Below are 21,283 nucleotides of genomic sequence, written 5' to 3' on the forward strand. Positions count from 1 at the left end.
GTCACGGGGGCCTCGATGCGCCTGTTCGGGGATCAGCCCTTGCGGGACTTGATCTCCTCGGTCAGGGCGGGGACGACGTCGAAGAGGTCGCCGACCACGCCGTAGTCGACCAGCTCGAAGATCGGGGCCTCGGCGTCCTTGTTGATCGCCACGATCGTCTTCGAGGTCTGCATGCCCGCGCGGTGCTGGATCGCGCCGGAGATACCGGAGGCGATGTACAGCTGCGGCGAGACCGACTTACCGGTCTGGCCGACCTGGTTGGTGTGCGGGTACCAGCCGGCGTCCACCGCGGCACGCGAGGCACCGACGGCCGCGCCGAGGGAGTCGGCGAGCGCCTCGATGATCGCGAAGTTCTCCGCGCCGTTGACGCCACGGCCACCCGAGACCACAATCGCGGCCTCGGTCAGCTCCGGACGACCCGTCGACTCACGCGGCGTGCGCGCGGTCACCTTGGTGCCGGTGGCCTGGGCGGAGAAGGACACGGACAGGGCCTCGACCGCACCGGCGGCCGGAGCGGCCTCCACGGCGGCCGAGTTCGGCTTGACCGTGATGACCGGGGTGCCCTTGGAGACACGGGACTTGGTGGTGAAGGACGCGGCGAACACCGACTGGGTGGCCACCGGGCCCTCGTCGCCGGCCTCGAGGTCGACGGCGTCGGTGATGATGCCGGAGCCGATGCGCAGCGCCAGACGCGCGGCGATCTCCTTGCCCTCGGCGGAGGAGGGTACGAGGACGGCGGCCGGGGAGACGGCCTCGACGGCGGCCTGGAGGGCGTCGACCTTCGGGACGACCAGGTAGTCGGCGTACTCGGCGGCCTCGTGGGTGAGGACCTTGACGGCGCCGTGCTCGGCGAGGGCGGCGGCGGTGTCGGCGGCGCCGTTGCCCAGCGCGACGGCGACCGGCTCGCCGACGCGGCGGGCCAGGGTCAGCAGCTCCAGCGTGGGCTTGCGGACGGCACCGTCCACGTGGTCGACGTAGACGAGAACTTCAGCCATGGGAATGCACTCCTGCGGATTGCGAAGTCTGAGGGGCGGTAAGGGGATTGAGCCTCAAGCGGGCCAGCGACCCTTAGATGAACTTCTGGCTCGCGAGGTACTCGGCGAGCTGCTTGCCGCCCTCGCCCTCGTCCTTGACGATCGTGCCGGCGGTGCGGGCCGGGCGCTCGGCCGCGGTGTCCACGACGGTGTACGCACCCTCGAGACCGACCTCCTCGGCCTCGATGTCGAGGTCCGACAGGTCCCAGGACTCCACCGGCTTCTTCTTGGCGGCCATGATGCCCTTGAAGGACGGGTAGCGCGCCTCGCCCGACTGGTCGGTGACCGACACGACGGCCGGCAGGGAGGCCTCGAGCTGCTCGGAGGCGGCGTCGCCGTCCCGGCGGCCCTTGACCGTGCCGTCCTCGACGGAGACCTCGGACAGCAGGGTGACCTGCGGGACACCCAGACGCTCGGCGACGAGCGCCGGGACGATGCCGCCGGTGCCGTCGGTGGACGCCATGCCGGAGATCACCAGGTCGTAGCCGGCCTTCTCGATCGCCTTGGCCAGCACCAGGGAGGTGCCGATGGCGTCGGTGCCGTGCAGGTCGTCGTCCTCGACGTGGATCGCCTTGTCGGCGCCCATGGACAGCGCCTTGCGCAGCGCGTCCTTGGCGTCCTCCGGGCCCACCGTCAGAACGGTGATCTCCACGTCGTCGTCGGAGTTCTCGGAGATCTGCAGCGCCTGCTCGACCGCGTACTCGTCGAGCTCGGAGAGCAGACCGTCCACGTCGTCCCGGTCGACGGTCAGGTCATCGGCGAAGTGCCGGTCGCCAGTGGCGTCGGGCACGTACTTCACAGTGACAACGATCCTCAAGCTCACGCCGGCTCTCCTACTGCGTCGACATTTCTCTGCTGCCTACTTGCAGGCAGCATAGGCGCCCCAAGCGGCCGATCCCGATCGGGGCGACCCGCGCCCCGAGCGAAATATTACTCGTCAGTACACCCAGTTCTCGCTCGCTAAGCAAGCGCTTTGAACTGTGACCTTTGCAACGCAGCGTAATCGGAGTTCGACGGCTTCGCAGAACGACGGAGGGGCTGATCGGTCACATCGGCACGGTGAGGTCAGTCACGCAGGCCGTTGAACCGGCCCTGGTGGTACACGAGGGGACGGCCGGGACCGGCGGGATCACCGAGGACGACCTCGGCCACCACGATGCGGTGATCGCCCGCGGGCACCCGCCCCACGATCCGGCACACCATCCAGGCGGGGACGCCGTCGAGAACGGGGACGCCCTCGGGGCCCTCGCGCCAGGCCGTGGGCGAGCCGAAACGGTCGGCACCACTGCGGGCGAAGGTGGCGGCCAGTTCCTGTTGGTGCTCGCCGAGTATGTGGACACCCACGTGGTCCGTGGCGGATATCGCGGGCCAGCTGGAGGCGCCCGTGCCGATGCCGAAGGAGAGCAGCGGGGGCTCCGCGGAGACGGAGCTGAGGGAGGTGGCGGTGAAGCCGACCGGGCCCGACTCACCGCGGGCGGTGATCACGGCCACCCCGGCGGCATGGCGCCGGAAGACGGAGCGGAGCAGGTCGGGAGAGGCGAGCTGGGCGGTGCCGAGGTCGGACGTGGCCGTCATGGAGTTGTCCTTCTGCGAGGGGAGGCGTACGGACCGGTGACTGCTCAACGGCCCGGACAGCACGCGCTCGCGGTGCGGGCCAGGTCGACATGGGCCCGCCCGAAGAGAAGGAGTTCCTCTGGCATACGGTCAGGCTGACGATAGTTGGCGTGCACAGTCAAGTACGTTCCGCTATGTGGGAGATGACTCACCCTCCCCCTGAAGTCCGTCAAACCGCCTCCCCCAGAGCCGCGATCACGTCCGCCTTGCGGGGCTGACCGGTGGCCCGCCGTACGACGTTGCCGTCGGCGTCGAGGACCAGCACGGTCGGTGTCTTGAGGATGTCGAGCCGGCGTACGAGGTCCAGATGGTCCTCGGCGTCGATCTCGACGTGGGTCACACCGGGGACCATGCCGGCGACCTCGCCGAGCACTCGCCGGGTGGCCCGGCAGGGCGCGCAGAAGGCGCTGGAGAACTGCACGAGGGTGGCGCGCTCACCGAGCGCCTCGCCCAACTCGGCCGCCCCGAGCCGCTTTCCGTCGTCGCGCCCGCGCACCCGTACTCTCCCGCTCCGCCGCCGGTGCAGCACTCCATAGGCGCTCGCCACCGCGAGCACCACCACACACGCCACAAGTCCGGTCATCACCCTCCTCAAGCATTCACGAGACTGCAAAGATTCCCGGCTCCCCCGAGCCTTGCCACTACGGAATGCTTGATTCATGGACATCGATGTGAGGGGGCCGCGCTTCGGCGCGGCCCTGACGACCGTGGTGCTCGCGGTCGTCCTGGTCACTGGAAGCGCCTGGCTGCTGGCCTGGCAGACGCTGGCCTTCGCGCTGGGCGCGGCGGGCGGGGTGCCCCGTTCGCCGTACGGCTGGCTGTTCCGCAGGGCCGTACGTCCCCGGATCGGGCCGCCGACCGAGTTCGAGGCGCCCGAACCGCCTCGGTTCGCACAGGCGGTGGGGCTGGTCTTCGCGGGCCTGGGGCTCGTCGGCTACACGCTCGGGCCCGACTGGCTGGGGCTCGCCGCGACCGGTGCCGCGCTCGCGGCCGCCTTCCTGAACGCCGTGTTCGGGTACTGCCTGGGCTGCGAGATGTACCTGCTCGTCCGGCGGGTGACGGTGCGCGCAGAGTAAGGGTGGCGGCGGGATCCGGGGTGGATCGCTGGGCCGACGTGACGAGGATCTCGCCGTTCCCAGGCACTTGGGCTTGGCCCTCGGCCGTTCTTGGGGCACGATCTGCGACATGCCGTATACCTACGGCTGCGTAACTTTCCCACTGGGAGCTTCCTTCCCAGGCAAAGAAGGAAGGGTCCACCCCGTCCATGGCAGAGCTTGTCTACCGTCCCGTCGTCGGTTTCGCCCAGACGTTGTTCAAGGCGTGGGACCTCAAGATCGACTGCAAGGGATCGGAGAACATTCCACGCTCGGGCGGCGCTGTGCTGGTGAGCAACCACATCAGCTACCTGGACTTCGTCTTCAACGGGCTGGCGGCGCTCCCGCAGAAACGTCTCGTTCGTTTCATGGCGAAGGAGTCCGTCTTCCGGCACAAGATCTCGGGTCCGCTGATGCGCGGCATGAAGCACATCCCGGTGGACCGCAAGCAGGGCGAGGCAGCGTACGCCCACGCGCTCGACTCACTCAAGTCCGGTGAGATCGTCGGAGTCTTCCCCGAGGCCACCATCTCGCAGTCGTTCACGCTGAAGAGCTTCAAGTCGGGTGCCGCGCGACTGGCCCAGGAGGCGGGCGTACCGCTGGTCCCGATGGCCGTGTGGGGCACGCAGCGGCTGTGGACCAAGGGCCACCCGCGCAACTTCAAGCGCAGCCACACCCCGATCACGATCCGGGTCGGCGAGGCGCTCGAGGCGTCCAAGGACAAGTACGCGGGTGCGATCACCCGCCAGCTGCGCGAGCGCGTCCAGGAACTCCTGGAGGCCGCGCAGCGGGCGTATCCGGTGCGTCCGAAGGACGCCAACGACACCTGGTGGATGCCGGCCCACCTCGGCGGTACCGCACCGACGCCGGAGCAGGTGCGCGAGGCCGAGGCTCGCTGAGACCCACCGGTTTCAGGAGGCCGGGGGACGGACCGTGATCCGCGCTCCCGGGCTGAACTTCTCCAGCAGTTCGGCGAGTTCGGCTGCCGCCCGCTCGACGTCGGGGACGGGCATCGGCGCCAGGCTCTCCAGCAGGAAGACACCCGAGGTGGTCCCCTCGGTGAGCCGGGTGCGCGGCCCCTGGCGCCAGTTCCAGCGGCGGCAGGTCACGCCGGCCTCGTCACGCCACACGACCTCGCCCGCGTCGGGGTGCTCGACGACCTCCTCGCCGCCCGCGACGGTCACGAAGTCCTCCTCGCCGGTCGCACGCACCAGGCGCATACCGCCCTCGATGCGGTCGATGTCCTCACCGCCCACGGGGATGAGGTGGGCGACGCTGATGGCGTTGTAGAGGTCCACCAGCTGGTTGATGCGGGGCAGTCCCGCGTCCGACAGGGCCCGCTTGGCCAGCGCCTCCGCGGAGTTTCGGGTGCGGGACGGCTTCGACCCGAACGCCGTGTAGGCCTCCCGCCAGGCCACCATGTGCGGGTCCTCGTGCGGGGCGCGCCCGTCCAGGCGTAGAGCGAGGCGGCGGGCCGCGTCGTCGAGCAGCGCGGAACTGGCCTCGGTGGTCGGGCCGTTGACCAGACCGTGCGCCTCGATCGCCACGTGGGTGAAGCCCGGCGCGAGGGCGCGTACTTCGTCGGACACGGTCAGGGAGAGAGTCATCGTCTGCCTCAGAGTGCGGTGGGGAGCGTCTTCCACAGATACGGCCGGTCGGGGGCGGCCTTGAGGGCACCGAGCACGGCCGGGTGTGGTTCAGCGTACAGGACCGGATAGTCCACCTCGCTGGACTTGGCGTCGGCCACGAAGGCCAGCCGCTCGCCGTCGAGCGAGAAGCGGGCGTCCACTCCCGGCTTGTTGCCGCGCGGATCCTGCCGATGCCACGCACCGTTGAACCGTACGGCGATCATGCCGTGCACGGCGTATCCATCGCCGTCGTCGTGCGCGAGGCGCTGGTAGCACAGCGCGGTGGGGATGTCCTCGGCCCGCAGCAGCGCGGCCAGCGCGTGAGCCTTGGCGTAGCAGATGCCGGTGCCCTGTTCCAGGACGTCGGAGGCCCGCCAGGTGACGCGCATGTCCCCGGAGTCCTGTGAGTGCGGAATGGTGTCACGCACGAACTCGAAGGCCAGCCGCGCATAGGCATACGAGTCATCGGCCGCCCTGGCGAGGCGCGCAGCCGCCTCCAGGACGACCGGATGGTCATGATCGATGGCCTCGTCCGCAACCAAGTACGCGGAAAGATCGGGGGTGTTCTGGATCAGCTCCATATCCGCAGAGCATAGGAAAGCGATCACCCGACAGTCAATTACTTTCCGGGTGACCGCATACCTATGCATTACTTCCTAGCGGGCCGTCTCCTCCTTCAGCGCCGCCACGAACGCGTCCACGTCCTCCTCGGTCGTGTCGAACGCGCACATCCAGCGCACGACGCCCGCCGCCTCGTCCCAGAAGTAGAAGCGGAACCTCTTCTGCAGGCGCTCGCTCACGTCGTGCGGGAGCTTGGCGAAGACGCCGTTGGCCTGCACCGGGTACAGGATCTCCACGCCGTGGACGGCGCGTACGCCCTCGGCGAGACGCTGAGCCATCTCGTTGGCGTGCCGGGCGTTGCGCAGCCACAGGTCCTTGGCGAGCAGCGCCTCCAGCTGCACCGACACGAAGCGCATCTTGGAGGCGAGCTGCATGGACAGCTTGCGCAGGTGCTTCATGTGGCTGACGGCGTCCGGGTTGAGGACGACCACGGCCTCGCCGAACAGGGCGCCGTTCTTCGTGCCGCCGAGGGAGAGGAGGTCGACGCCGACCGCGTCGGTGAACGTCCGCATGGGCACGTTCAGGGAGGCGGCCGCGTTGGCTATCCGGGAGCCGTCCAGGTGCACCTTCATGCCGTGCGCGTGGGCGTGGTCGCAGATCGCGCGGATCTCGTCCGGCGTGTAGAGGGTGCCGAGCTCGGTGCTCTGGGTGATCGAGACGACCTGCGGCATCGCGCGGTGCTCGTCCTCCCAGCCGTACGCCTGCCGGTCGATCAGCTCGGGCGTGAGCTTGCCGTCGGGTGTGGGCACGGTGAGCAGCTTCAGGCCGCCGATCCGCTCCGGCGCCCCGCACTCGTCGACGTGGATGTGCGCGCTCTCGGCGCAGATCACCGCGCCCCAGCGGTCGGTGACCGCCTGGAGCGCGACGACGTTCGCGCCGGTGCCGTTGAAGACCGGGAACGCCTCCGCCGTGGCGCCGAAGTGGCTGCGGATGATCCGCTGGAGGTTCTCGGTGTAGTCGTCCTCGCCGTACGCGACCTGGTGCCCGCCGTTGGCCAGGGCAAGGGCGGCGAGCACCTCCGGGTGGGCGCCGGCGTAGTTGTCACTGGCGAAGCCGCGGACGTCCGGGTCGTGATGACGCCGGGCGTCGGTCTTCGGAGGGTTCACGGCTTCTCGGTCAGCCACAGACGGTTTCCGTTCACTTCGGCGGCGGGCTTGTCCCAGACGCCGACGACAGCGTCGGCCAGGTCCTTGACGTCCGTGAAGCCCGCGAACTTCGCGTTGGGTCGCTCGGCGCGCATCGCGTCGTGCACCAGCGCCTTCACCACCAGGATGGCAGCCGCGGACGTCGGGCCCTCGGGACCCCCGGCCTTGCGGAAGGCGTCGGCCAGCGCGAGCGTCCACGCCTCGGCGGCGGCCTTGGCGGCGGCGTAGGAGGCGTTGCCGGCCGTCGGCTTCGTGGCGCCGGCGGCGCTGATCAGCACGTACCGGCCGCGGTCGCTGCGCTGCAGGGCCTCGTAGAAGGCCAGCGACGTGTGCTGCACGGTGCGGATCAGCAGCAGCTCCAGGAAGTCCCAGTCGTCGAGGCTGGTCTTGATGAAGGTCTCGCTGCCGCGCCAGCCGCCGACGAGGTGGACCAGGCCGTCGACGCGGCCGAAGTCCTTCTCGATGTGGTCGGCCCAGTCGCGGGCGGACTGCAGGTCGAGCAGGTCGACGGGCTCACCGGTGACGGTAGCGCCGCCCGACGCGTAGCGGGCCGCGTCCACGGCCTCCGCGAGCCGCTCCGGATCGTTGTCCGCGCCGACGACGGTCGCGCCCGCCTCGGCCAGTCGCAGCAGCGCCGCCCGCCCGGCGGGCCCGCCCGCGCCGGCCACCGCGATCACCGCACCGCTGAGAGCTCCGTTCCCCGCCATCTTCTTCGCCTCCTGCTGAGCCGTGTTCTCGGTGCCAAGGTCGCTCACGCGGCGACTCGCTCGGCGCTCTCCGCCGTGATGCCCTTCGTGGAGGCGATCACGTTCTTGAGCTTCTTGGAGAGAGCCTCATAGAACATGCTCAGCGGAAACTCGTCCGGAAGCACGTCATCGACGAGTTTGCGCGGCGGCTGGGTCAGGTCCAGGGCGTCCGGGCCCTTGGCCCAGCGGGAGCCCGGGTGCGGGGCGAGATAGGTGGAGACGAGCTCGTAGCCGGCGAACCAGTGGACGAGCTTCGGGCGGTCGATGCCGTCGCGGTACAGGTTCTCGATCTCGGCGCACAGCTGGTTGGTGACCTGCGGGGCACGGTCCCAGTCGATGTGCAGCTTGTTGTCGGTCCAGCGGACGACGTCGTGCTTGTGCAGGTAGGCGAAGAGGAGCTGGCCGCCGAGGCCGTCGTAGTTGCGCACGCGCTCACCGGTGACCGGGAAGCGGAACATGCGGTCGAACAGCACGGCGTACTGCACGTCACGAGCCTGCGGTACGCCGTCCGCCTGCAGCTTCACGGCCTCCTTGAAGGCGGTGAGGTCGCAGCGCAGCTCTTCGAGGCCGTACATCCAGAACGGCTGGCGCTGCTTGATCATGAACGGGTCGAACGGCAGGTCGCCGTGGCTGTGGGTGCGGTCGTGGACCATGTCCCACAGGACGAAGGCCTCCTCGCAGCGCTTCTGGTCGTGAACCATCGCGGCGATGTCCTCGGGCAGGTCGAGGCCCAGGATGTCGACCGCGGCGTCGGTGACCCGGCGGAAGCGGGCGGCCTCGCGGTCGCAGAAGATGCCGCCCCAGCTGAACCGCTCGGGCGCCTCGCGCACGGCGATCGTCTCGGGGAAGAGGACGGCGGAGTTGGTGTCGTACCCGGCCGTGAAGTCCTCGAACTTGATGCCGCAGAACAGCGGGTTGTCGTAGCGGGTGCGCTCCAGCTCGGCCAGCCAGTCGGGCCAGACCATGCGCAGGACGACCGCCTCGAGGTTGCGGTCGGGGTTGCCGTTCTGCGTGTACATCGCGAAGACGACCAGGTGCTGGAGGCCGTCGGCGCGGCCCGCGGCCGGCTGGAAGGCCAGCAGCGAGTCGAGGAAGTCGGGCACCGCGAAGCCGCCCTCGGCCCACCGGTTCAGGTCCTTCACCAGGGCCTGGTGGTACGCGGCGTCGTGCGGCAGCAGCGGGGAGAGCTCCTCGACGGCTTCCACGACACGCCGTACGGCGGCCTCGGCGTCCGTGCGGGAGGGCGCGCCCTCGGCCTCGAAGTCGATCGACCCGTCCTTGGACTGCCATGGCCGGATGCGTTCCACGGCGTCCTTGAGCACCGGCCACGCCGGGTGCTCGACCACCCTGGTCGCGGGAGGAATCCGCTCCTCCGTAGCCGCCTGCACAAGAATTTCCGTCATGTCCCATCCTCCACGGGAGAACCTCGCGTAAGGACACCGTATGCATACGAGGTTTCTCCCAGCAAGAGGAACCTCGGGAAATTATCCTGCATGTCGCCAAGGTCACCGAACTTTTTCCTGTCGGTCATCGCGACGGCGCATACTCCGGCAGCGCGTGGGCATACGCGGAGCCGACCGACGCATACCGGTCAATCGCCGCGGGACTCGCCCACGCCAGGGTGACCACCCGGAGCCGCACGATCCAGCTACGACATGTCCAGCGCCGCAAACGCAGTGCACACGTGGGGTTCATCACGCGCCCGGGCCACTAGGCTGCGGCACTGCCGCGTGAACAGTCCGCTCCGGTTCGCGCGTGAGCCGAGCCGCCGTCGACGGAAGCGAGTTGAATCTTGAACTTCCTTACCATCGGTCACCGCGGAGTCATGGGTGTCGAACCCGAGAACACCCTCCGTTCCTTCGTCGCCGCCCAGCAGGCCGGCCTCGACGTCATCGAACTCGATCTCCACCTGAGCAAGGACGGCGCCCTCGTCGTCATGCACGACACCGACGTGGACCGCACGACCGACGGCACCGGCCCGATCGCCGACAAGACCCTCGCCGAGCTGCGCGCCCTGGACGCGGGCCGCGGCGAGCACGTGCCGGTCTTCGAAGAGGTCCTCGACGCCGTGCGCTCCCCGCTCCAGGCCGAGATCAAGGACGTCGCGGCGGCACGAGCGCTCGCCGAGGTCATGACCACGCGGGACCTGATCTCCCGGGTCGAGGTGTCCTCGTTCCACGACGAGGCGGTCGCCGAGATCGCCCGCCTGGTTCCCGGTGTACGGACCGCGCTGATCGCCAGCCGCTACGGCACCGACATCGTGGAGCGCGCCGTCGAGGCCGGCGCGGCGACCGTCTGCCTGAACATCCGCCGGCTCACCCTGGAGGTCGTGGAGCACGCGCGCAAGGCGGACCTCAGGATCATCGGCTGGGTGGTCAACACCCAGGACCACCTGCGGCTGGTACGGGCTCTGGGACTGGACGGCGCGACCACCGACTACCCGGAGATCAAGCGCACGGGTCGTTTCACGGCCTAGTCGCCCACGGGCGGAACGATTATGCGAGTTCCTTGACCAAGAGCTCGAACTGCAGGTCGTCGCGCTGCGGGATGCCGAAGCGCTCGTCGCCGTACGGGAACGGGGTCATCCGGCCCGTACGGCGGTAGCCGCGCCGCTCGTACCAGGCGATGAGGTCGTTCCGTACGGAGATCACGGTCATGTGCATCTCGCGCACGCCCCAGGCCGCACGGGCCTGCCGCTCCGCCTCCGTGATGATCACCTTGCCGAGGCCGGCGCCCTGGAGTGCGGGGCTGACCGCGAACATCCCGAAGTAGGCGTGGCCGTCGCGGTGTTCGAGCTGGCAGCAGGCGACGACCTGCCCGTCCCGCTCGACCGTCAGCAGCCGGCTGTCGGGCGACTTGATGACCGCCAGCACCCCTTCCGGGTCGGTCCGCTGCCCTTCGAGGATGTCCGCCTCCGTCGTCCACCCGGCCCGGCTGGAGTCCCCGCGGTAGGCGGACTCGATCAGCACGACCAGCGTGTCCACGTCGGCGTCGGTGGCGTCGCGGAAGGTGAGTCCGGAGGCGGCGGGGGTCGCGGCGGTTTCCATGGGGCGCTTCTCCAGTTCTCGGGCGCGGCTCGGGCACCGCTGAGCGTAACGCGCCATTAGGCTCCGGCTGCATGGTGCACGTACTGAGCGGACGGACCCTCCTCCAGCCCCTCGACCCCGAGCGCTCCCGCGTCTTCTACGGTGAGCAACTGGGCCTGTCCGTCTACCGCGAGTTCGGGACGGGGCCGGAGCGTGGCACGGTCTACTTCCTGGGCGGGGGCTTCCTGGAGGTCTCGGGGCGGTCCGAGACGCCGCCCTCCCCCGCCGTCCGGCTGTGGATGCAGGTCGCGGACGTGGCGGCGGCGCACGACGAGCTGCGCGCGAAGGGCGTCGAGATCGTGCGGGCTCCGGTGAAGGAGCCCTGGGGCCTGATCGAGATGTGGATCGCCGACCCGGACGGGACGCGGATCGTGCTGGTGGAGGTGCCCGCCGACCATCCGCTGCGCTACCGGCCAGGAATCTAGGGCCGGTGTTCCCAGCCTCGGTCGGTTCGGGTCAGCTCCCGGAAGCCGGCCGAGGTCAGGTGGTCGATCGTCGTGCCGTCGGCGGCCGCCTCGTAGGCGAGGAGGCGGTCCACCCCGCACAGGCGCAGCCAGTCGGAGGCCTGCCCCAGCAGCCAGTGCTCCAGGCCCTCGCCGAGCGCCGTCGGGTCGATGTGCAGGTTGCCGATGTCGGCGAGGCCGAGGCCCCGGGTGTGGCGTTCGGGGCGGGACAGGGCGGTGTCGACCTCGATGAATCCGAGGGCACGACCGTCGGCGTACGCCGTCAGGCGCGTGCCGCACTCCCCCAGCGTGCGGTCGACGGTGACTCCGGGCCGCGGTTTGTGCAGCGGCAGGTCGGTCGTCCGCGCGATCAGGACGACCTCGGTGTCGCCGACGTGCCGGAAGCCCGAGCGTTCGTAGAGGGCCCGGATGTGCGGCCAGTTGCGGGGCAGTCCGTAGACGGCCGGGGCCGGGAGGTCGCCGCTCGCGTACCGGGCGCGTACGTTCCAGCGGGCCAGCCGGGCCAGGCAGGCGCTCATCAGCAGGTCCGCGGCCTCGTCGGAGTCCGGCCAGAAGGTGGCGGGCGGACGGTGGACGAACCAGTCGATCTCGCCGATGTCCCGGTGGTCCGCGCCGACCTCGTCGTCCGCCCGGTAGCGCAGCAGATGGGCCGCGGCCACGACGTGGTCGCGCTGCTCGGCGACGAGGGTCACGCGCTCGCTCACCCAGGGGTCGGTGATGAACTCGTCCGGCTGTCGCTCCAGAGCGCTGAGCACCGTGTTCACGGAGACGGAGACGCCGGGGACGACGGTGGCGACATGCAGGTTGATCAGTTCGGTGAGCTGGTCGCGGTCGGCGCGGCGGAAGGGGCGCACTTCGAGCGCGGGCATGGGGGACCTCCGGTCGGAGAACGGTGTCGGGAGGCCGCCATGCGGTGCGGTACGGGGTCGAGCGTACGGCGTCGGCGGCGCCGGGCTCCAGTGGGTTTCGCCGGATGGCCGGGGCCCGGGGCGGGGCTTAGCGTGCTGGAGGGGGTTTCCCTTCGGAAGGAACGCCATGAAGCTCGACAAGCCGGTGACCGGTGGGCCCTGCTGGACCGAGCTCGGGACCAGTGACCTGGCATCCGCCAAGCGGTTCTACGAGGGGTTGTTCGGCTGGCGGGCCGAGACCGATCCGCGTCAGGAGGCGGGCGGTTACACGATCGCGCACCTCGGGGACGCGGCGGTGGCCGCGCTGACCCCGCTGTACCAGGAGGGGCAGCCGGTGGCGTGGAACGTGGCGTTCGCGGTGCCGGACGCGGACGCCGCCGCCGCGCAGGTGACTCAGGCCGGCGGTGTGGTGCTGGTCGGTCCGATGGACGTGTTCGACGTGGGCCGCTTCGCGGTGGCCGTGGACCCCACCGGTGCGGCCTTCCAGCTCTGGCAGGCCCGGGCGTTTGCGGGCGCGGGCCTGCTCAACGCGCCCGGCTCGCTGGGCTGGGTGGAACTCATGACCCGGGAGCCCGAGCGGGCCGTGGACTTCTACACCACGGTGTTCGGCTGGAGCGTCAACGCCTCGGAGCACTACACGCAGTGGGGCATCGAGGGCGCCGACTTCGGCGGCATGGTCACGATGGACGACAAGTTCCCCCACGAGGTGCCGGCGCACTGGCTGCCGTACTTCGCCGTGGCCGACGTGGACAGCACGGCGGCGGACGCGACGCAGGCGGACGGCACCGTCCTGATGGAACCCACCTCCGTCCCCGACGGACCGCGCATCGCCGTGCTGCGGGACCCGCAGGGGGCGATGTTCGGCGTGTACCGCGCGGACTACGAGCGCTGACCGCGCCCTAGTCCAGCGGGTCGCCCGGTCGCCACGGGCCCAGCGGTGTCACCACCACGCGGTCGATCACCGGCGCGTACGCGGAGCGCTGCCCGTGCGCGTTCCTGGACTCCCCGTCGAAGTCCGGGAGTTCGTCGGCGGTGAAGGTGAGGGTGTTGGCGCCCCGGGCGAGGGTGACGGGGACGGTGAGGGTCCAAAAGGCGTTGAAGTGAAAGGTGGTGGGGAACAGGACCCGGTGCGGATCACCGCCGTTGACCGTGATGTCGGCGTGGCGGCAGATCGGGTCCGGGTTGTAGTGGGTGGCCGGGGCCTGTTCGCCGTTGGAGTAGCGGATCGTCAGGGCGTGACGGCCGGCGTGCCCGGCCGTGACCGTCAGGGTGAGGGCGTTGTCGGGGCCGGCACCGATGCCGTCCACGGCCTTTCCGCCGGTGGCGTACGGGTACGCGGTCACCTTCGCGGTGCCGGTGAGGGTGCCGTCCTCGGCGGCGTACGCCGCGTCGGCCAGCAGGCCGCGGGACGGGCCGACGCACAGCCGGTCGACTATCAGGCGTTCCGAGGTGCCGGTGACCGTGATCTTGTTGATGCCGCCGGCCAGGAAGAGCGGCAGCGCGCCCTCCTCGGCGCGGCCGACCTCCTCTCCGTTGACCGTCACGACGCCTTCTCCGGGCCCGAGCCGGTCGACGGTGACCGTCGCCTCGCCGTCGTCGGCCGCGTGCACCCAGAAGGTCGCGGTGCCGCCCCGGGGCAGTACGGCGACGCCGGGGCCCGAGGCGCCGCGGTGGGCGTGGCTGACGCGGGCGCCCTCGCGCAGGTCCGCGTACTCGGCGTCGTGGAGAGCGGGGCCCTCGGTGTCGCGCAGGGTGAGGTCCAGCTTGTCGATGACGGCGTCGCCCTTGGTGGCGCCGAGGTCCGGGTCCTGCGCGGCCAGGGTGATCCGGTGCCTGCCCGCGGTGAGTTCGGCCGTGGTGTCGGTGTGGCCCCACACCGCCCACTTGTAGCCGAGCGGCAGCAGCAGTTCGCGCGGCTGCTCGCCGTCGACGCGCAGGAAGACGTTGGTGGGTCCCGACTCGCGCACCAGGTCGGCCTCGTTGTGGGAGTTGGCGTACACGCTGATCTCGTACGTCCCGTCCCGCGGGACCTCCACGTCGAAGGCGAGGACGCCGTCGGAGCCGGTGCGCAGGCCGCCCACATGGTGGCCGCCGGAGGTGGCGAACCTGTCGACGGCGGACGGGGAGCCCTCGGGGCCGTTCTTGGAGTAGCCGCCGCCGCTGTACGTCGCGTCCTCGGCCTCGTACGTCCGCCGCCAACGCACCGCGGGTGGAAGGGGGTCGGCGCCGTGGCCGCCCGGCGACAGGATCGCCTGGTACGCGGACATCTCGTCCAGGCCGGTGACGGACAGGGTCACCGTGCCGTCCACGACGGGCAGTTCGTCGTCGCGCAGCCGCAAGGGTGGCTCGGACGCTCCGACTTGGCCGGTCCAGCGGATCTCGTCGAGCCGTACGTGCACCGTCGTGCCGAAGACCTCCGGGTCGACGTGCGCGAAGACGATCTCCGCGGCGCCGCCCGAGCCGCCGAACAGCAGCCGGGACTGCCGTTTCGCCGCGTCCAGGGTGGCGACGCCCTGCAGGGTGTACTGCACGTCGGGATGCGGCGCGGTGACCCGTACCGTATTGCCGGTCATCCGGCCGTAGGCGTTGAACAGCCACCACTGGCCGTTGCCCTTGTTGGCCTCGACCGCCGAGTCGTTGAGATTGCCGGCGATGTTCCAGTACGCCATGTCGGCGTCGACCTTGGACTCCTCGATGGCGGAGATCCACTGCACCATCTGGCCGGGCACGGACAGGTGGTAGTTGTGGGCGTACTCGTTGAGGTTCACGGGCAGCGGGCCGATACCCAACTCCCGTTCCCATTCACGGTACTTTGCGACGTTCGTGCGCACCGCGGCGGGCGAGGACAGCTCGTGCCAGGTGATCACGTCGGGCAGTACGCCGTGTTCCTTCGCGAACTCCAGGAAGCCCCGGACCTCCGGGTAGAGGACGCATGTGTTGGGTCCGGCGATGCGCGCCCCGGGGTGCAGGCCCTTGATGAGGTGGTAGGTCTCCTGCCAGGCGGCGAAGTAGTGGCGCGGGTCGGTGTGCCAGGAGACGCGGTCGTGGCTCCACTCCCCCTCGCCGAACATGTTGCCCTCGGGTTCGTTGAACGGGACGTACACGATGTGCTCGGCCGACTCGCCGAGCGTGAGGGCTTGTCGGACCTGACGCCGGACGACCTCCTTGAACCCGGCGAACCGCTCCTCCCCCGTGGCGCCCGGCCACTCGTAGGGGAAGCCCCGGTAGAAGTCGGGCAGGTAGACGTAGACGTCCTTGCCGCCCGCCGCGACGAAGGACGGCAGGATCTCCAGGGCGTCGGCGCCGGGATGCTGGACGCCGTCCTGGGCCTTGGTCGCGACCGTACGGACGTACATGCCCTCGACGACGGCACGGCTGGGCACGCCGTCGCCGTACAGGCCGTAGAGCGTGCCGCTCGCGCCACCGTGGAAGGGGCCGGTCACGGTGCCGAGGTCGACGGTGAGCGTCTGTGGGCCGGGGGCTTCGGCTGCCACGGCACCCTCCCTTGGTTCGACATTCCGTACGTACGCCGGTGATCCGAACCGACCCGGTCGAACTTAGGAAGATCGCGTAGGCCGCGTCAACAGGGGATCCCGCTCCGAAACTTCCGACACCGCAGCTCGGCGGGGTCAGAGACGGCGAAGAGGGCACTCAGCCGCGGAGCGCGCCCAGCCGTCCCTCCAGCTGGCTCAGCAACTCGCCGAGCAGGGACGCCAGTTCGTGCTGGCGATGTGGATCCAGGCCGGACAGTACGGCCGTCTCGTAGTCGAGCTGCTCCGGCAGGGTGCCGTCGACGAGCTCCCGGCCCGCGTCCGTGAGCCGGAGGTGGGCGACGCGGCGGTCCCGGCTGTCGCCGCGCCGCTCCACCAGACCGCGTTCGGTCAGCAGCTTGAGGCGTTTGGTGACGGCGGCGCCCGAGGAGAACGTCTCGCGGGCGAGCTCGCTGGGGGTCAGCTCGTGGCCGGTGCGGCGCAGCGCGCCGAGCAGGTCGAACTCGGGGCGGCTGAGCCCCGCGCGGCGCAGGGGGGCGTCCTCGGCCTGCTGGAGGAGGGCGGCGCAGCGGTTGATGCGGCCGATGATCTCCATGGGGGCGGTGTCGAGGTCGGGGTGGACGCTCTGCCACTGCCTGACCACGGCGGCCACCGTGTCCTGTCTCGTCCCGGTCGGCCCGCCGTTGGTCGCCGTCATGGCCGTACGCCCTCCGTCGTTTCGCTGCCCGTGCGCTGGTCCGCGCGTTGGTCCGGGTGCAGACCTCGGCTCCGCCCCGTAGCCGCGAGCGTACGGGGTGCTCTCCCCTCGGCGCGCACGACCCGCTGCCACCGCCGGTCGGGTACGGCCACCGCGGCGACGAGGCCGAGCAGTGCGCCGACGAGGGTGTCCACGATCCGCTCGGTGATCAGCCGCCCGGGCTCCTGGAACCCGGCGAACTCGGTGACGAGCAACGCCATCGGGGTCACGCAGACACTGCCGAGCCAGTAGTTGCGGCCGATCAGCGCCTCGGCACCGAAGTTGAGGGCGAGGCAGCACAGCACCAGGGCGACCCCGCCGATGTGGGCCACCGGAACGAGCGCGGCGAAGAGAAGGACGCCGATCAGGTTGCCCACGACACGCTGGACGCCACGGCCCCAGGTGAGCGTGAGGTTGGCCTGATACAGCGATGCCGCGGTGACCAGGGCCCAGTAGGGGCGGCCGATCCCGAGGGCGAGGGAGGCGTAGCCGGCGAGGGCGCAGCCGAGGGCGACGCGCAGGGCCAGCGGGGCCACCGGTCGGAGGCGGCGCCACAGCGGGCCGGGCGGCCCGGCAGGTCCGGCGCCGAGGCCCGGGAGGTCGTCGACATGCGGTACGGGGCGGTTGCCGCGCACCTGCCGGGCCCAGGTACGCAGCGGCGCGGGGTCGGCGTCGGCCGGGGATGCGAGGGCGACCTCGGCGCGGACGCGGAGGCGTTCGAGGGCTTGGCGGGTCTCGGAGGGGCGGCCTGCGGAGAGCAGGGCTTGGCGGGCGGCCTGGACGGCGGTGGCGGCGGTGGCGTGGGTTCGGGCGACAGCGGTGGCGTGGGGTCCGGCAGTGGTGGCGGCGTGGGTTCGGGCCCGGTCCTCGACCTGGCCGCCTGAACGTCCGGCACCGGCCGTCTCGACGTACGCGGCGGCCGCGTGCAGGGCGCCCGCGACGGCCCGGCGCTCCGGTCCGTGCGGGCGCAGCAGGCCCGGTGCCATGCCGACGAGCCAGGCCCAGGCGCCGGACGCGGCGGCGAGCGCGAGATGGCCGGGGACCTCGGCGAGGGACTGCGGGGTGAACAGGGCGGCGGAGCTGATGAAGGTGAGGACCACGTTGCCGGGCGGACCGATCCGGGTCGCGTCGCACAGCACCTTCTGCACGGCGGCCAGTACCGCGCCCACCGTGACCAGCACGACCGCGCCGGGGGCGAGCGAGGCCGCGACCAGGGCGGCGGCAAGGCCGCCGAGCATGCCGAGCACCACCCACGCCAGGGCGCGGGCCCGGGCGGCGTAGGGGCGGTTGTGAGCGTAGAGCGCGCACAGGGACCCGGCCATGGTGTACATCGCCAGGTCGAGGCGGCCCAGCACCAGCAGGGCGATGTTGGGCGGGGCGACGGCGACGACCACGCTCAGGGCGGGCTTGAACCAGATGTCGGAGGGCCGGCCGAGGCGCAGCACTCCGGCCAGCGGGAGACGACTGCTCATACCCATAAGCTTAGCAAGTGTTTTATTCGTGAAACGTTACGTTGGTGTCGGGGATCGGCGACGTGCCGACCTGGTGCGCTCCGCCGAACGCTCCCCGTGTACACCCTTGCGCTCGCGTGCGCACCGCACGGCCGGGGCATCGACGGACTGTCCGAGACCGTCGAGCGGGGAGGGTGCGCGTGCACGGACCGGCTTCGCACGGCTGGCTGCTGGTCGCGCTGTGTGCGGCGACCGGGGCCTACTGTCTGCTGCGGATGCGCAGCCACGTCGAGGAGCAGCGCCGGGCCGCGGGCGGCGAGGCCTTGATGGGCTTCGGCATGGCGGCGATGGCGGTGCCCGCCGCGGCGTTCACGCCGCCGTCATGGGCCTGGCCCGGCTACGCGGCCTTGTTCGGCGCGGCCGCCCTGCACGCGCTCTGGTCGGCGCGGGCCGGGGCCCACCATCTGCACCACCTGGTGGGAGCGTCGGCCATGGCCTACATGGCGGTCGCGATGGCCGCCTCACCCGGGCACGCGAGCGGCCCCGGCGGTTCCGGGATTCCGCTGGTGACGGGCCTTCTGCTCCTGTACTTCACGGGGTACGTGCTGCTGTCCGGCGTGCGGCTGGTACCCGTCGCAGCGGGCGGCGACGGCGTCGGCTGGGGTGACCGGCCGGAGCTGGCGCGGGCTTGCAGGCTGTCGATGGGGATCGCGATGGTGGCGATGCTGCTGACGATGTGAAACGACCCCCGGCCGCTCGCCCGGGCCGGCCGGACCGCTAACCGGTGGTCGTCCTCTGGCATGCCGTTGGCGGCCATCTGTTCGCACCTGCGCCGCGTGCCGTCGTGGAGGCGTACGCGCTCGGTGCGGGCGGTCCGTGGGCGGCGACGACCGCGGTGCCGCTCGCGTGCGGTGGGCCGCGGACGGTGGCGAGGCTGGTGCGGGAGGTCGTACTCGTACGTGCCCGGCGTCGGCGACGACGTGCTCAACTCCTCGTCCGTGCCCCGCTGTCGCGCCGCACTGCGCCGCCCGAAGGGGCGGCAGTTGGACGCCCTACCGCCCTGCCGTCCCGTACGCAGGGCCGCGCGCAGGCCCCCGCACGACTGGCTGCTGCACTGCTCGGAGCGCCGGCGGGCGGGTTTCCGCAGGTGCCGGAGTCGGGATAGCCCGATCCGCGGCTGGGTACCCGGTTCGCCTCCGGGGCGCATTTCCCGGAACAGCCGGTTACTCGTGTGGCGGGCGTCGCAAACCCGCCCCCGGCATTGGCCTCTCGCCCCTTCGGTCGGCGAGGATCGCACTATGCACACCCAGTCCGTCGAATCCCCGCCCCGCCCGCCGGCCGAGCGCGGCCACGCCCGCTGGGCCGGCGCCCTGGCCCTGTGCTCGGCGCTGCTGCTCGCCCTGGTCGCGGTCCGGTGGAACCCGCTGATCGCCCTGGACGACGACATCGCCGAGACCACACACCGCTGGGCGGTCGACGAGAAAGGCGTCACGCACACGTTCCGCATCCTGACGGACTGGGTCTGGGATCCGTGGACGATGCGGATCCTGGCCGCGGCGGTGGCGGTCTGGCTGGTGTGGCGCAGAGCGGCCCGCTGGACGGCCGTGTGGCTGGTGGCCACATGTGCGCTCGGCACGGCGCTCCAGCAGTCCCTCAAAGCCCTGCTCGACCGCCCCCGTCCCGTCTGGCCCGACCCCATCGCCTCCGCCCACTTCGCCGCCTACCCGTCCGGCCACGCCATGACGGCCACGGTGGTGTGCGGCCTCCTGCTGTGGCTCCTGCACCGCTACGGCCCGGCACGCGCCCTGTGGCGCACGGCCGTCGCCCTGGCCGTGATCTCCGTGGCCGGCGTCGGTCTGACCCGGGTGTGGCTGGGCGTCCACTGGGCCACGGACGTCGTCGGCGGCTGGCTGCTGGGCGCGCTGGTCGTGGTGCTGGCGGTGCGGGTGCACACCCGATGGCGGGGGTGAGCGGGCCCGAGCGCCGCTACCGCTACGTGGGTCCGGCGGAGCTGACCGCCCTGGTCCGGCCGGAGGCCGAGGGCCGGGTCGTCCGGTCGGCCGCCGACCTGGACGACTGGCTGGCGGAGTGTGCGCGCGCCGAGCGAGCCGAACCGTTCACGTACGTCGTCGGCACGGACGGCCGACTGCGACTCGCCGCCCGCCGGAGCGAACATGTGGTGTGCGCCGGGGGCCGGGACGTCCTGGCCGCCGGTGAGGTGCGTTTCGAGCACGGCTCGGGGCACTGGACGGCCGTGGAGATCAGCAACCAGTCCACCGGCTACTGCCCCGACCTCGACTCGTGGCCCGCGGTCGCCCGCGCCCTCGACGGGGTCGGTGTCGGCCATCCCGGCGGGTTCACGCACGCGGTGGTGTTCCGGCGATGCGAGGAGTGCGGGGAACGCGCCATCGTGCGCGAGGGCGACTTCGTCTGTGTGTTCTGTGGCGGCGATCTTCCCGCGCGCTGGAACGTGGCGCCGTAAGATCCGCAGCATGACCGCAGTCCTGTTCGATTTCTCCGGAACCCTCTTCCGTGTCGAGTCCACCGAGTCCTGGCTACGCGGAGCGCTCGCCGAGGCCGGGATGGAGCTCGGCGAGACCGAACTGGCCGAGACCGCGCAGGCGCTGGAGGCGATGGGGGCACTGGCGGGCGGGATCGATCCCTCCTGGCTGCCCGAGGACGTCGCGAGTGTCTGGGGCGTGCGGGACAAGAGCGCGGAGCTGCACCGGGCCGCCTACACCGGACTGTCCCGGCAGGTACAGCTCCCGGACGACCGGCTGCACGACATCCTCTACGACCGCCACATGGCACCGGCCGCGTGGGTCCCGTACCCCGACACCGCCGAGGTACTGCGGACGCTGCGTGAGCGCGGCGTCGGCGTGGGAGTGGTCAGCAACGTCGGCTGGGACATCCGTCCGGTGTTCCGGGAGCACGGTCTCGATCCGTACGTGGACACCTACGTGCTGTCGTACGAGCACGGCGTCCAGAAGCCCGACCCCCGGCTTTTCGCGGTCGCCTGCGCGGCCCTCGACGCCGATCCGCGTGACGTCGTCATGGTCGGCGACAACCGGCGGGCGGACGGCGGTGCGGCGGCCCTGGGCTGTGCGGTGCACTTCGTGGACCATCTGCCGGCGGCACAGCGGCCGGACGGGCTGCGGCCGGTGCTGGATCTCGTGGGCACCGCCGCGCCGTCGAACGGCTCCGGGCCTCGGACGGACAAGTAGCCCCGGCCACCCTCACAAGACGCTCGCCTGCCTCGGACGAT

At 71.1% G+C, this 21,283-nt stretch carries 23 protein-coding genes and 1 pseudogene; 10 read left to right on the forward strand and 14 right to left on the reverse strand.

From position 1 onward, the window contains the following. Positions 1-32: 32 nt before the first annotated feature. From ABD932_RS39375 to ABD932_RS39390, 4 genes are all read right to left on the reverse strand, one after another. Positions 33-995, reverse strand: a complete 963-nt coding sequence (locus ABD932_RS39375) for an electron transfer flavoprotein subunit alpha/FixB family protein (protein WP_345020694.1) — start codon at positions 993-995, stop codon at positions 33-35. A 73-nt stretch (positions 996-1,068) separates the two neighbouring features. Then, on the reverse strand, positions 1,069-1,857 hold the full coding sequence (locus tag ABD932_RS39380; RefSeq protein WP_345020695.1) for an electron transfer flavoprotein subunit beta/FixA family protein: 789 nt from the start codon (positions 1,855-1,857) through the stop codon (positions 1,069-1,071). 242 nt (positions 1,858-2,099) lie between these two features. Next, complete coding sequence (locus ABD932_RS39385) at positions 2,100-2,609, reverse strand: flavin reductase family protein (RefSeq protein WP_345020697.1); 510 nt, start codon at positions 2,607-2,609, stop codon at positions 2,100-2,102. Between the two features lie 208 nt (positions 2,610-2,817). Next, positions 2,818-3,231, reverse strand: a complete 414-nt coding sequence (locus tag ABD932_RS39390; protein ID WP_345020699.1) for a TlpA family protein disulfide reductase — start codon at positions 3,229-3,231, stop codon at positions 2,818-2,820. Positions 3,232-3,307: 76 nt separating this feature from the next. Between ABD932_RS39390 and ABD932_RS39395 the strand changes: the two genes are divergently transcribed. Both ABD932_RS39395 and ABD932_RS39400 read left to right on the forward strand, forming a co-directional pair. Next, positions 3,308-3,724 (forward strand): DUF4395 domain-containing protein, encoded by a 417-nt coding sequence (locus tag ABD932_RS39395; RefSeq protein ID WP_345020701.1) that lies wholly within the window; start codon positions 3,308-3,310, stop codon positions 3,722-3,724. 188 nt (positions 3,725-3,912) lie between these two features. Next, positions 3,913-4,641, forward strand: coding sequence for a lysophospholipid acyltransferase family protein (locus ABD932_RS39400; RefSeq protein ID WP_345020703.1), 729 nt, complete (start codon positions 3,913-3,915; stop codon positions 4,639-4,641). A 12-nt stretch (positions 4,642-4,653) separates the two neighbouring features. On the opposite strand, the gene ABD932_RS39405 is transcribed toward ABD932_RS39400, so the two are convergent. From ABD932_RS39405 to ABD932_RS39425, 5 genes are all read right to left on the reverse strand, one after another. Continuing rightward, positions 4,654-5,349, reverse strand: a complete 696-nt coding sequence (locus ABD932_RS39405; RefSeq protein ID WP_345020705.1) for a B3/B4 domain-containing protein — start codon at positions 5,347-5,349, stop codon at positions 4,654-4,656. A gap of 8 nt (positions 5,350-5,357) precedes the next feature. Further along, positions 5,358-5,951 (reverse strand): transglutaminase domain-containing protein, encoded by a 594-nt coding sequence (locus tag ABD932_RS39410; RefSeq protein WP_345020707.1) that lies wholly within the window; start codon positions 5,949-5,951, stop codon positions 5,358-5,360. A 75-nt stretch (positions 5,952-6,026) separates the two neighbouring features. After that, positions 6,027-7,097 carry a threonine aldolase family protein gene (locus tag ABD932_RS39415; RefSeq protein WP_345020709.1) on the reverse strand — a complete coding sequence of 357 codons (1,071 nt, stop codon included), beginning with the start codon at positions 7,095-7,097 and terminating at the stop codon, positions 6,027-6,029. Continuing rightward, a complete protein-coding gene (locus ABD932_RS39420; protein WP_345020951.1) occupies positions 7,094-7,843 on the reverse strand; it encodes an SDR family NAD(P)-dependent oxidoreductase in 750 nt (249 codons plus the stop codon). Before ABD932_RS39420 ends, ABD932_RS39415 begins: the two co-directional genes overlap by 4 nt. 44 nt (positions 7,844-7,887) lie before the next feature. Continuing rightward, a complete protein-coding gene (locus ABD932_RS39425) occupies positions 7,888-9,285 on the reverse strand; it encodes a DUF6421 family protein (protein WP_345020711.1) in 1,398 nt (465 codons plus the stop codon). 389 nt (positions 9,286-9,674) lie between these two features. Between ABD932_RS39425 and ABD932_RS39430 the strand changes: the two genes are divergently transcribed. Next, complete coding sequence (locus ABD932_RS39430) at positions 9,675-10,358, forward strand: glycerophosphodiester phosphodiesterase (RefSeq protein ID WP_345020712.1); 684 nt, start codon at positions 9,675-9,677, stop codon at positions 10,356-10,358. 19 nt (positions 10,359-10,377) lie between these two features. Here the strand turns inward: ABD932_RS39430 and ABD932_RS39435 are convergent, their stop codons facing one another. Further along, positions 10,378-10,929 (reverse strand): GNAT family N-acetyltransferase, encoded by a 552-nt coding sequence (locus ABD932_RS39435; protein ID WP_345020714.1) that lies wholly within the window; start codon positions 10,927-10,929, stop codon positions 10,378-10,380. A 71-nt stretch (positions 10,930-11,000) separates the two neighbouring features. On the opposite strand from ABD932_RS39435, the gene ABD932_RS39440 reads away from it, so the two are divergent. Beyond that, positions 11,001-11,393, forward strand: coding sequence for a VOC family protein (locus tag ABD932_RS39440; RefSeq protein ID WP_345020716.1), 393 nt, complete (start codon positions 11,001-11,003; stop codon positions 11,391-11,393). Here the strand turns inward: ABD932_RS39440 and ABD932_RS39445 are convergent. Continuing rightward, positions 11,390-12,301 (reverse strand): GNAT family N-acetyltransferase, encoded by a 912-nt coding sequence (locus tag ABD932_RS39445; RefSeq protein WP_345020718.1) that lies wholly within the window; start codon positions 12,299-12,301, stop codon positions 11,390-11,392. The genes ABD932_RS39440 and ABD932_RS39445 overlap by 4 nt on opposite strands. Before the next feature lie 166 nt (positions 12,302-12,467). Between ABD932_RS39445 and ABD932_RS39450 the strand changes: the two genes are divergently transcribed. After that, entirely contained in the window at positions 12,468-13,232 is a 765-nt protein-coding gene (locus tag ABD932_RS39450; protein WP_345020720.1) for a VOC family protein, read from the forward strand. A gap of 7 nt (positions 13,233-13,239) precedes the next feature. Here the strand turns inward: ABD932_RS39450 and ABD932_RS39455 are convergent, their stop codons facing one another. The 3 genes from ABD932_RS39455 to ABD932_RS39465 form a co-directional block, all read right to left on the reverse strand. Then, positions 13,240-15,834: a cellulosome protein gene (locus tag ABD932_RS39455; protein WP_345020722.1), complete on the reverse strand. Its 2,595-nt coding sequence runs from the start codon at positions 15,832-15,834 to the stop codon at positions 13,240-13,242. A gap of 157 nt (positions 15,835-15,991) precedes the next feature. Further along, positions 15,992-16,528, reverse strand: a complete 537-nt coding sequence (locus ABD932_RS39460) for a MarR family winged helix-turn-helix transcriptional regulator (protein WP_126389111.1) — start codon at positions 16,526-16,528, stop codon at positions 15,992-15,994. After that, positions 16,525-18,039, reverse strand: a complete 1,515-nt coding sequence (locus tag ABD932_RS39465) for an FUSC family protein (RefSeq protein ID WP_345020724.1) — start codon at positions 18,037-18,039, stop codon at positions 16,525-16,527. The genes ABD932_RS39460 and ABD932_RS39465 overlap by 4 nt, the downstream gene beginning before the upstream one ends. Positions 18,040-18,218: 179 nt before the next feature. Between ABD932_RS39465 and ABD932_RS39470 the strand changes: the two genes are divergently transcribed. The 5 genes and pseudogenes from ABD932_RS39470 (at position 18,219) to ABD932_RS39485 (ending at position 21,242) form a co-directional block, all read left to right on the forward strand. After that, positions 18,219-18,758 carry a DUF5134 domain-containing protein gene (locus ABD932_RS39470; RefSeq protein WP_345020726.1) on the forward strand — a complete coding sequence of 180 codons (540 nt, stop codon included), beginning with the start codon at positions 18,219-18,221 and terminating at the stop codon, positions 18,756-18,758. A gap of 56 nt (positions 18,759-18,814) precedes the next feature. Next, positions 18,815-19,171 (forward strand): annotated as a pseudogene (locus tag ABD932_RS44170) (M56 family peptidase); the annotation flags it as partial. Positions 19,172-19,316: 145 nt separating this feature from the next. Then, positions 19,317-19,988 carry a phosphatase PAP2 family protein gene (locus ABD932_RS39475; protein WP_345020728.1) on the forward strand — a complete coding sequence of 224 codons (672 nt, stop codon included), beginning with the start codon at positions 19,317-19,319 and terminating at the stop codon, positions 19,986-19,988. Then, a complete protein-coding gene (locus ABD932_RS39480) occupies positions 19,976-20,500 on the forward strand; it encodes a hypothetical protein (protein WP_345020730.1) in 525 nt (174 codons plus the stop codon). The genes ABD932_RS39475 and ABD932_RS39480 overlap by 13 nt, the downstream gene beginning before the upstream one ends. Positions 20,501-20,510: 10 nt before the next feature. Then, positions 20,511-21,242, forward strand: a complete 732-nt coding sequence (locus ABD932_RS39485; protein WP_345020732.1) for an HAD family hydrolase — start codon at positions 20,511-20,513, stop codon at positions 21,240-21,242. The last annotated feature ends 41 nt before the right edge of the window (positions 21,243-21,283 follow it).

Source organism: Streptomyces shaanxiensis, assembly GCF_039537145.1.
Classification (GTDB): domain Bacteria; phylum Actinomycetota; class Actinomycetes; order Streptomycetales; family Streptomycetaceae; genus Streptomyces; species Streptomyces shaanxiensis.